Below are 10,187 nucleotides of genomic sequence, written 5' to 3' on the forward strand. Positions count from 1 at the left end.
TATTTATATGACCGATAAACGAATGAGTGATGGGCCAGATTGGACATTTGAGTTACTGCAACAATACCAAGACGAAATAGCCCGTGTGGCCGAGCATTATCGTCTCGATACCTACGTTAATCAAATCGAGGTGATCACCGCAGAACAAATGATGGATGCCTATTCTAGCGTTGGTATGCCTATTGGTTACAGCCACTGGTCTTATGGTAAAAAGTTTATTCAAACAGAACAAAACTACAAACGCGGGCAAATGGGTTTAGCGTATGAGATTGTTATTAATTCAGATCCCTGTATTGCTTACTTAATGGAAGAAAACACCCTGCCTATGCAGGCACTGGTTATGGCACATGCATGTTATGGCCATAACTCATTTTTTAAAGGAAATTACTTATTTAAAACGTGGACCGATGCCAGTTCAATTATTGATTACTTGTTATTTGCAAAAAACTACATTGCTCGTTGTGAAGAAAAGTATGGCATTGATGAGGTCGAAAACCTCCTAGACTCATGTCATGCCCTTATGAACTATGGCGTTGATCGTTATAAGCGTCCTCAACAAATATCTTTATTTGAAGAGCAAAAGCGCCAGCAAGAGCGTGAGGATTACCTGCAATCGCAAGTAAACGAACTTTGGCGTACTATTCCATCACATCAACAAGAAACTAAAAAGCGCGAGCGGCACTTTCCCTCTGAACCGCAAGAAAACATACTTTATTTTATTGAAAAAAATGCCCCATTACTCGAATCTTGGCAACGAGAAGTAATCCGTATTGTACGGAAAATTTCCCAATATTTTTATCCGCAAAAACAAACCCAAGTGATGAATGAAGGCTGGGCGACATTTTGGCATTATACAATTTTGAACCACTTATACGATGAAGGAAAACTCACCGATTCATTTATGCTGGAGTTTTTACAAAGCCATACTAATGTAGTTTACCAACCCCCTTATAATAGCAATTATTACTCAGGTATTAACCCTTATGCATTGGGCTTTAATATGATGGTAGATATTCGCCGTATCTGCGAAAACCCAACCGAGGAAGATAGACGATGGTTTCCTGACTATGCAGGTAGTAATTGGCTAGATACCTTGCATTTTGCGATGGAAAACTTTAAAGATGAGAGTTTCATCAGCCAATTTCTATCGCCTAAATTAATCCGTGATTTTAAGCTGTTCACTATTATCGATCACGAAAAAGATCCAAACTTACACATTGGTGCTATACATGATGAAAACGGCTATCACGCCGTACGAACGGCACTTTCGGCACAATATAACTTAAGTAATCATGAGCCTAACATTCAAGTGTTCGATGTAGATATTAGGGGAGATCGTTCTTTAACCTTACGCTATGTGCCACACCAAAATATCCCACTAGCAAAGTCTCATGATGAGGTATTAAAACACCTTTACAGACTGTGGGGGTTTAAAGTAAAGCTTGAGCAAGAGTTGCCCACCGGTGAAATCACGACTCTTGGACAGTGCCCATCAGATGATTCTCGTCATACTACGCAGTAATATTCAAGCAACCGAGTGATAAAGAAAATGACGCTGTTGCGTCATTTTTTGTATTACGATTCATTTAAATCCTGATAAGCAGTGACACAATTTCTACCATTTTCTTTGGAAAAATAAAGTGCTTTATCTGCCGCTTCAATCCATTTTTCATATCGCTCAAAATGCGTTTGAAAACATGCAAAACCAATACTCACTGTCATTTTAATTTGCTGTCCATCAAAGTAAATAGAGGAATTTTCAACCAGGCTACGTAGGCGCTCTGCAAATATTTCAGCACCTTGGCGATCTGTATCTAGTAAGGTCACTGCAAATTCTTCGCCGCCGTAGCGCCCTGCAATATCAGTTTCACGCAATGTCTTACGCAATAAATCGGCTATGTTGCGAAGTGCTTCGTCACCACAGCGATGGCCGTATTCATCATTTACTTTTTTAAAGTGGTCGATATCAAACATTAATAGTGTACTGCAACCAGCACTGCGTTTTATACGTAGAAACTCTTGGCGAAGGGTGTTCTCCCAATGACCGCGATTAGCTAGTTGTGTCAGCGCATCAGTTCGACTTACTTGTTCCAATTTACGATTAACTTCTTCCAGCTCTTTTTTATTAACAGCTACATCAGTAACATCATAAATTATGATGCAAATGTGCCCTACTTCACCCATCGTATTAGAAAGCGGAATAAACGTTGCGTTTTGATACATGTGATCGGCTTTGCCGGTAATTGGTCGATAGTTTTTAAAACGAAAAATATAGGGCTGCTGCTCCCAAATCGTAAATGAGCGGTTTTTTAAAATAAACACTGACTCAGATTTACTACGAAACCATTTTTCGTCTATTGATGGAAATAAATCAAACAGATCTTTATCTTTCACTGCACTGGGTAACATACCGGAATGGTTTTCCATAAAGCCATTCCAAATACACACTTTATAATCTCTGTCTAGCACCACTAAACCAATATCGACGGTGTTAAACATATCCATTAACCAATGGATCTCATTCATATTAAAATCAGCAGCAGGCATAGTGTTAGTCTTCTAATAGGTAAGCAACTTTGTACTTCAACGTTTTTAGTGAATCTTCTGTAAACAACAGCATTAGATCACAATTTATATTGTGGTCTTCAATACCATAGCTAATTTCTATGGCTAAAGTACGTTGCCAACGTGATTTATTTGCTTTCACTAAATCAGCTACATCACAATGTTGTCCAAGTACAACTGGGTGCCCTTGACTAAACGTCATATCTAATTGACGCGATAAACCAGTTAAAATTGCACCGATAAGAATGTTACTAATGTCCATTAGTAACTCCAGCTCAACTTTATTATTAAGCTCACCTTGATAATCCATTAAGGACGCGATTTCTTTAAAGCTTGAATCATTCAGTAATAACAAGGCTTCACCAGAAACCCCACCGCCAATAAAACCTTGGCACACGCCAGAAGTCGACGCATTCGCGTCAATTGAGCGCAGTGCCATATCTAATTCATTGACTTCAAGAATATTAACATTCGGAATAGGCAACTCAACAAATACATTCAGTAAACGAGCAAGTAGATCTCCTGCTTGACCCATAGCAATATTTGTAAGTTCTTGATAGATATCTCTCACATCAGGGTCAACTTGCTCCCCTAAACGATGTGATAGCCGTTCACGCATGGCTTTATCTTTAATACCATGATGTTCGATAATTTCAGCGAGTTTTTGTGCATCGCAGGGCTTTTGAATAAAATCTATCGCACCAAGTTCAATCACTCGTTGATGCGCATTCGGCTGAATATCGCCGGAGACCACCACAGTTAAAACGTTTAAGCCTTGCTTTTGGATTGCTTGCAGTACTTCATAGCCATCCATTTGTGGCATATTTAAATCAAGAAATAGAATTTCAGGACTTAACGCTTTAATCTGCTCAATACAGTGCACCCCATCCTCAGCAAACTCAACTTTAATATCCCAATCATCGGGCAACGAACGAGCTAACTGACGGCGCGCAAGCTTAGAATCATCACAAATAAGAACCGATGTTGACATAGTCTCTCTCTGATCGCTTACATTGGCCGCATATATCAAGCCAATGTGCTTTTATTTTTATTAGTAAGGTACAAACTTATCACTGCATCATGTTAATCAATGTAACCATGCATTACAATTTTAAATTGCACTAAACACTTGGTGTCTATAGGTGATTATAATACACTCACGCTAATTGCGTTAATTCTAAAGGAAATACCTTATGCTTCGTTCGCTTACTTTTGCTTTTAGTGCCTTTTGTTCGATGGCTTTTGCTGCGGATATGACCGAAAACACCTTAGATGCTGGCAAAGTATCAGTGCAGTCAAAACCAATCACGTTATTAGGGCAAGGTGTAAGCCTTGGTGATAAAGCGCCAGACTTCAAAGTAGTTGATGGCTCATTTACACCCATCACATTAGCGGATTATCAAGGTAAGGCTATTTTAATAAGCGTCGTGCCTAGCCTGGATACTGGGGTGTGTAGTATTCAAACCAAACATTTTAACGAAAAAGTGGCTTCGCAATTTCCAAATATCGCCATGCTTACTATCAGTGCTGATTTACCCTTTGCACAAAAACGTTTTTGCAAAGCAGAGAACATAGATAAAGTTACAACACTTTCTGATTCAGTATGGCGTGACTTTGGTCAAAATTATGGACTGATCATTAAGGACATGGGACTCCTGACTCGTGCTGTCTTTGTTTTGGACGCCAGCCATAAGGTCGTTTATAAACAGTTAGTCGCTGATTTATCGACTGAGCCTAACTATGATCCAGTTATTAGTGCTTTAAATTCATTATAACTTTGCAAATCGTACTCATAAAAAAAACCGCCAATCGGCGGTTTTTTTAATTAACCTAAATGATGGTTAATTAGCCTAATAATTCAGCAAGTTGCTGATTAACAGCTTCAACAGCTTGTGTACCGTCTAATTTATGGTATTGGGTATTACCCGCTTTCGCTTCTGCTTGGTAATAATCAACCAATGGCATTGTTTGTTCATGGTAAATACCTAAACGCTTACGTACTGTTTCTTCTGTATCATCTGCGCGGATAATTAGGTCTTCACCTGTTACATCGTCTTTACCTTCCACTTTTGGTGGGTTGTAAACAACGTGATAAACACGACCAGAACCAGGATGTACACGACGTCCACCCATACGATCAACTATAATTTCATCAGCAACATCAAACTCAATAACGTGATCAACTACTACGCCATTTTCTTTCATTGCATCAGCTTGTGGAATGGTGCGTGGGAAGCCATCAAGTAAAAAACCTTTCTCACAATCTGCTTTAGTAATACGTTCCTTAACTAGACCAATGATGATGTCATCAGAAATTAGCTGACCTGCATCCATTACTTTCTTTGCTTCTAAACCCAGTGGCGTGCCTTCTTTAATTGCAGCACGCAACATATCACCAGTAGAGATCTGTGGAATACCGTACTTGTCCATCAAAAACTGAGCTTGAGTGCCTTTACCCGCACCCGGCGCGCCCAAAAGAATAATGCGCATATCATTGTCCTCGGTTGATACTGTTCACTATAAACATCAGCAAATCAGTATAATTTATTTTAAAGCCTGAATTCTTCCATAAGCGCCGCCGATACTCAAGCAACTTATACCAATTGACTAGATTGAAATTATAAAAAAAGGAACCTAAGTTCCTTTCAGATTGACGATAAACCCTGCTTTTTTGCAGGGTTTATTATTTTTGAGCAGCCGAAGGCTGCGATCGCGATATTTTTCTGTTGTTATTATTATTCTTTGCATTTTAGTGCTGATGTGACTTTTCTTGAATTTACCGCCGTATGACGGGTTTTTAGAGGGATTTTGAGATTTATTACGCTCATATTGAGCTATGCTGCCTTCATTAACGCCATTTTCTTCATATTCTGACAGGCCGCTGCACTGACCTTTTTAATTCCTCTGTATCTACAATAACGGTGCCCGTGATGTTGTTTTGCATCCGCGAAACTTCTTTCGACTGTTTCACCTCGTCGTTTGTATCGTTTTTTACCCCATTCACTCAGCCGTATTTCATTTGCTGCCTCTACACTTGCTTGCCACACATGCCGTGTAATTACTTTGGTATGGTTTTTACTGTTTGTGCATCGCGACCGCACTGGACAGTCTTTACATGTCTGCGGGGTTGAGTGGTATTGCCGATATCCTAGTCGGTTTGTGGTGTTATAAATCAGTATTTCGCCTTGTGGGCATGTGTATGTATCGGTGTCTACGTCGTAGCTGTGTTCTCGCTTTGCGAAATAGCCTTTCTTTTTATTTGGCCGTCGATAACCCAGGACACCAATGAGTTGTCGTTCTTCTAAGTTATGGCACACTGCGGCTGTAAAGTACCCTGCATCTAACCCAACCGCGATGGGGTTGAGTTCAAACGTATCAAGTACGCGGTCTAAGCGTTGTATGATGGGTTGACTGTCATGCACATTACCTGCTGTGGCATGTGTATCAACGATAATTCCGTGTTTGCCATCCACAACCCTATGGTCTAAATAGAAAAATCCTTTTGGCTTTTCATCACGCACCATAAACCCACTGTCTGGGTCAGTTCGGCTTACTTTGGTTGGTTTTGTACAAGGCTCCTTTTCCTCATACTTCAGGCGCTTTTTTCCTTCGGCTTCCCTGTCTTTTATCACCGCTTCATTAAGCTGCTCAACATACACTGAGGGGCTGACTTTTAAGTCTTCAATGTCATAACGGCGTTTATTGGCATTGGCTTTTAAGTGGGTGCTGTCTGCAAATAAACTATGCCCTCCAATGAGCCCTTGCTTCATCGCTTGGCGAACTATATTGTCGAAAATCGATTGATAAATACCGCTGTCTTTAAAGCGTTTTACACGGTTTTGGCTCACTGTCGAGTGATGGATAACGTCATCGGTGAGCCCTAAACCTAAGAACCAGCGGTATGCAACATTCACTTGCACTTCTTTAATAAGGCGGCGCTCACTTTGAATACCAAACAAGTAACCTAAGAATAGGTATTTAAAAAAGCGGACAGGGTCTACGGCTGGTCGGCCATTATTTTTGCAATATAAGTGGGCGACTTCATTACGTATGAATTCAAAGTCGATAGCGAAGTCTACGAGTCGTACTAAGTGGTCTTGTGGAACAAGTTGGTCAATCGCGACCATTTCTAATTCATGTTGTTGCGGGGTTTTATCTCTAAGCATAATGAACTCTCCAAATTCACTCTGCTTATTAGATCAAAGGGCTCGATCTATGTCTAGCCCTTTTTCAACAGTCTGAAAGGAACCTAAGTTCCTTTTTTATAAAAATGTGACTGTTTGAGTAATTACTTGCTCAAGTCTAGCATTAATTTATTTAGACGAGTCACAAAACCTGCAGGGTCTTTTAATGTCCCACGCTCTGCAAGCAATGCTTGATCAAGTAGTACATGTGACCATTGAGCAAATTTATCTTCATCTTGCTCAACATTTAAGTGCTTAACAAGTTGATGCTCAGGGTTAAGCTCAAAAATAGGTTTAGCTTCAGGAGCTGCTTGGCCAACAGACTCCATTAGCTTTTGCATTTGTGAGCTCATATCGTTGTCATCTGCAACCACACATGCTGGAGAGTCTGTTAGACGATGCGTAAAGCGTACGTCTTTAACACTCTCACCAAGCACTGTCTTAATACGGTCGACTAAGCCTGCAACTTCTTTTTCAGACTCTTCTTGCGCCTTTTTAGTCTCTTCATCGTCAAGATTACCTAAATCTAAATCACCACGAGTAATTGACTTAAATGGCTTTTCAGCAAATTCTGTTAAGTGGCTCATCATCCACTCATCAACACGGTCGCTCATCAACAGTACTTCGATACCTTTCTTGCGGAAGATCTCTAAGTGTGGAGAGCTTTTCGCTGCAGTGAATGAATCAGCAACAACGTAGTAAATCGCATCTTGCCCTTCGTTCATACGCTCAACGTATTGCTCTAATGAAACATTTTGTGCCTTCTCATCGGTGTGTGTTGAAGAGAAACGCAGTAATTTAGCAATCGCTTCTTTGTTAGCGGCATCTTCAGCAGGACCCTCTTTGATCACTTGACCAAACTCGTTCCAAAATACTTGGTAGTCATCAGCCTTATTTTTTGCCATACGCTCAAGCAGCTTTAAAGTACGTGATGTACAACCTTTACGGATTGCTTGGGTTACTTTGTTATCTTGTAAGATTTCACGCGATACATTAAGTGGTAAGTCATTAGAATCAAGTAAACCTTTCACAAAACGTAAATAGCTAGGCATAAATTGCTCAGCGTCATCCATTACAAACACGCGTTGCACATACAGCTTTAAACCACTTTGACGGTCACGATTCCATAAATCAAAAGGGGCTTTTTTAGGAATATACAGTAGACTTGTGTATTCAGTTTTACCTTCAACTTTATTGTGGGCCCAGCTAAGTGGATCTTCCCAGTCATGACTTACATGCTTGTAAAATTCTTTATATTCTTCATCAGATAGCTCTGATTTATCACGTGTCCACAATGCAGTGGCGCGGTTAATGCTCTCCCACTCACCTGGGACTGCTGGAATTTTCTCGCCATCTTCACCTTCAGATTCAGGCACTTCTGGTTTAAACATTTGTACCGGCGTAGAAATATGATCCGAGTATTTAGTCACAATACTACGCAAGCGCCAATCATCAGCAAATTCTTTTTCGTCTTCACGCAGATGTAATATGATGTCTGTACCACGCCCAGCTTTTTCAATTTCTTCTAGTGTGTATTCGCCTTCACCTTGTGATTGCCACTCAACACCTTTTTCTTCACCAGCTTTACGTGTACGCACAGTCACTAGATCTGCAACGATAAATGCAGAGTAAAAACCAACACCGAATTGACCAATTAGTTGCGAATCTTTGCTTTGATCACCTGTTAAGTTTTTGAAGAACTCAGCAGTACCTGACTTAGCAATCGTCCCTAATGAACTGATCACTTCATCACGGGTCATGCCAATACCATTATCAGAAATAGTCACAGTGTTAGCTTCTTTATCTGCACTAATGCGTACACGTAGATCCGCATCACCTTGGTAAAGATCACCATTCGAAAGTGCTAAAAAGCGTAATTTATCTGCCGCGTCTGAGGCATTAGACACAAGCTCACGTAAAAATATTTCTTTATTCGAATACAGTGAGTGAATCATTAAGTTTAGTAATTGTTTAACTTCTGTTTGAAAGCCTAATGTTTCTTTTTGTGCTGCAGTCATTTATATATCTCCAATTTGCAAAGTGTCTGCGTTATGCACTTAATATGGGGCGCGGTTTGTTAACTTCAAGTCAAATGAGCAAAAAAGTAACCTACAGATGGAGAAATATGAAAGTTTGATCGTTTATTGTTGCTATGAAAATGGCTGTGAGCAATGAAAATGTATGTTCTTTAAGCTTTGCGGGTGCACAAAAAACAGATCACTGGCATGCAATTGCAAACGCTCAGCCAATTGTTCGCTAGATTCGTTTTTATATAGATCACAACCAAGTATTGGGTGCCCAATACTATGACTATGAATACGTAATTGGTGTGTACGCCCCGTAACAGGGGTAAATTGTACTAACGTCCTCTGCGGTGATGTTAAGCGCTTTAATACACTATAGTCACTAACTGCAACTTTACCCATCACGTTACAAATTTTTACTAATGGAAAGAGTGATTTATCCTTAGCTATCGCAGCATTAATCTGGCCTGCGTCATTTAATAACCAACCATCAAGTATCGCTATATAGTGCTTTTTAATTGTCCCAGCTTGAAACTGCTTATTTAGGTGCTTAGTTGATTCTGGATTAAGGCCAACAACCATTATGCCTGAGGTGCCAAAATCTAATCTATGAATTAACTTAGCTGTTGGGAATGCAGCAGTAATATCAGGTTGACCATGCACTAACCTATAGTGTACAGAATCCCAATTAGCCGGATTCTTACCGGACAAACTCAATAACCCACTAGGTTTATTGATCACTAAAATATCATCGTCTTGATATAAGATTTCCACATGCTCACGGCAAACCGGTGCAATAAACTCATCAACGACCATTTTAGGTTTCGAACTACAATCAGACATTTAATTCCTTGACGTGGGTTGTTCTAGATGGAAATTTATAACGCAGTTAGCACTAAAATTTAGCGATAAGTGAGAAAAGTTTTGATTACACTATTTTAAAGCTTATTTAAATATATGAAAGAAAAAGCTCTGGCTTAGTCGTGGCGTTCTTTAATCCGTGGGTGTCAGAGACTCAACCCACGCTACGGTGTACAGGTTGACACTGTGCGGCTGATAGCTGACGGCTTAACGCTGACAGCTATACTTTATCCCAGACAACAAAAAACCCGTTACATCGCTGTAACGGGTTTCTCTTATTTGGAGCCTGGCGATGACCTACTTTCACATAGCAAATGCTACACTATCATCGGCGCTGTTTCGTTTCACTACTGAGTTCGGCATGGGGTCAGGTGGGTCCAAAACGCTATTGTCACCAAGCAAATTTGGTATTAATTCGCTCTTGCGAGCCAATTAATTAAAATCTGGAAAAATCTGATAATTGTTTTCTTACAACTTAAAGCGTATCGCTTACGGCTGTCAGTAAATCTACTTTAGTTGTCGCGATAAATCACGACCTACAATCTTAACTACT

Annotated in this window: 8 protein-coding genes and 1 rRNA gene; 2 read left to right on the forward strand and 7 right to left on the reverse strand. The window is 40.1% G+C overall.

Annotated features, from left to right (window positions below; genetic code table 11):
• Positions 1 to 7: 7 nt before the first annotated feature.
• The gene (locus tag CWB85_RS16560) at positions 8 to 1,522 is read left to right on the forward strand and encodes a SpoVR family protein (protein WP_138555483.1); all 1,515 of its coding nucleotides are present in this window, start codon (positions 8 to 10) and stop codon (positions 1,520 to 1,522) included.
• 53 nt (positions 1,523 to 1,575) lie between these two features.
• Here CWB85_RS16560 and CWB85_RS16565 read toward each other — a convergent pair whose 3' ends face one another.
• Both CWB85_RS16565 and CWB85_RS16570 read right to left on the reverse strand, forming a co-directional pair.
• On the reverse strand, positions 1,576 to 2,547 hold the full coding sequence (locus CWB85_RS16565) for a sensor domain-containing diguanylate cyclase (protein WP_016709195.1): 972 nt from the start codon (positions 2,545 to 2,547) through the stop codon (positions 1,576 to 1,578).
• A 4-nt stretch (positions 2,548 to 2,551) separates the two neighbouring features.
• Entirely contained in the window at positions 2,552 to 3,556 is a 1,005-nt protein-coding gene (locus CWB85_RS16570; RefSeq protein ID WP_016709194.1) for a response regulator, read from the reverse strand.
• Positions 3,557 to 3,758: 202 nt separating this feature from the next.
• On the opposite strand from CWB85_RS16570, the gene tpx reads away from it, so the two are divergent.
• Complete coding sequence (gene tpx, locus CWB85_RS16575; RefSeq protein ID WP_138555484.1) at positions 3,759 to 4,340, forward strand: thiol peroxidase; 582 nt, start codon at positions 3,759 to 3,761, stop codon at positions 4,338 to 4,340.
• A gap of 70 nt (positions 4,341 to 4,410) precedes the next feature.
• Here tpx and adk read toward each other — a convergent pair whose 3' ends face one another.
• The 5 genes from adk to rrf all read right to left on the reverse strand — a co-directional run bounded on the left by adk (position 4,411) and on the right by rrf (position 10,033).
• Complete coding sequence (adk, locus tag CWB85_RS16580; RefSeq protein ID WP_016709192.1) at positions 4,411 to 5,055, reverse strand: adenylate kinase; 645 nt, start codon at positions 5,053 to 5,055, stop codon at positions 4,411 to 4,413.
• A 344-nt stretch (positions 5,056 to 5,399) separates the two neighbouring features.
• Complete coding sequence (locus tag CWB85_RS16585) at positions 5,400 to 6,731, reverse strand: IS1182 family transposase (protein ID WP_138555485.1); 1,332 nt, start codon at positions 6,729 to 6,731, stop codon at positions 5,400 to 5,402.
• A gap of 122 nt (positions 6,732 to 6,853) precedes the next feature.
• Positions 6,854 to 8,767, reverse strand: a complete 1,914-nt coding sequence (htpG, locus tag CWB85_RS16590) for a molecular chaperone HtpG (RefSeq protein WP_016709191.1) — start codon at positions 8,765 to 8,767, stop codon at positions 6,854 to 6,856.
• Between the two features lie 132 nt (positions 8,768 to 8,899).
• Positions 8,900 to 9,616 carry an RluA family pseudouridine synthase gene (locus CWB85_RS16595; RefSeq protein ID WP_016709190.1) on the reverse strand — a complete coding sequence of 239 codons (717 nt, stop codon included), beginning with the start codon at positions 9,614 to 9,616 and terminating at the stop codon, positions 8,900 to 8,902.
• 302 nt (positions 9,617 to 9,918) lie between these two features.
• Positions 9,919 to 10,033, reverse strand: a 5S ribosomal RNA gene (gene rrf / locus CWB85_RS16600).
• Positions 10,034 to 10,187: the final 154 nt, after the last annotated feature.

Source organism: Pseudoalteromonas sp. S1727 (genome assembly GCF_005886375.1).
Lineage (GTDB): Bacteria > Pseudomonadota > Gammaproteobacteria > Enterobacterales > Alteromonadaceae > Pseudoalteromonas > Pseudoalteromonas haloplanktis.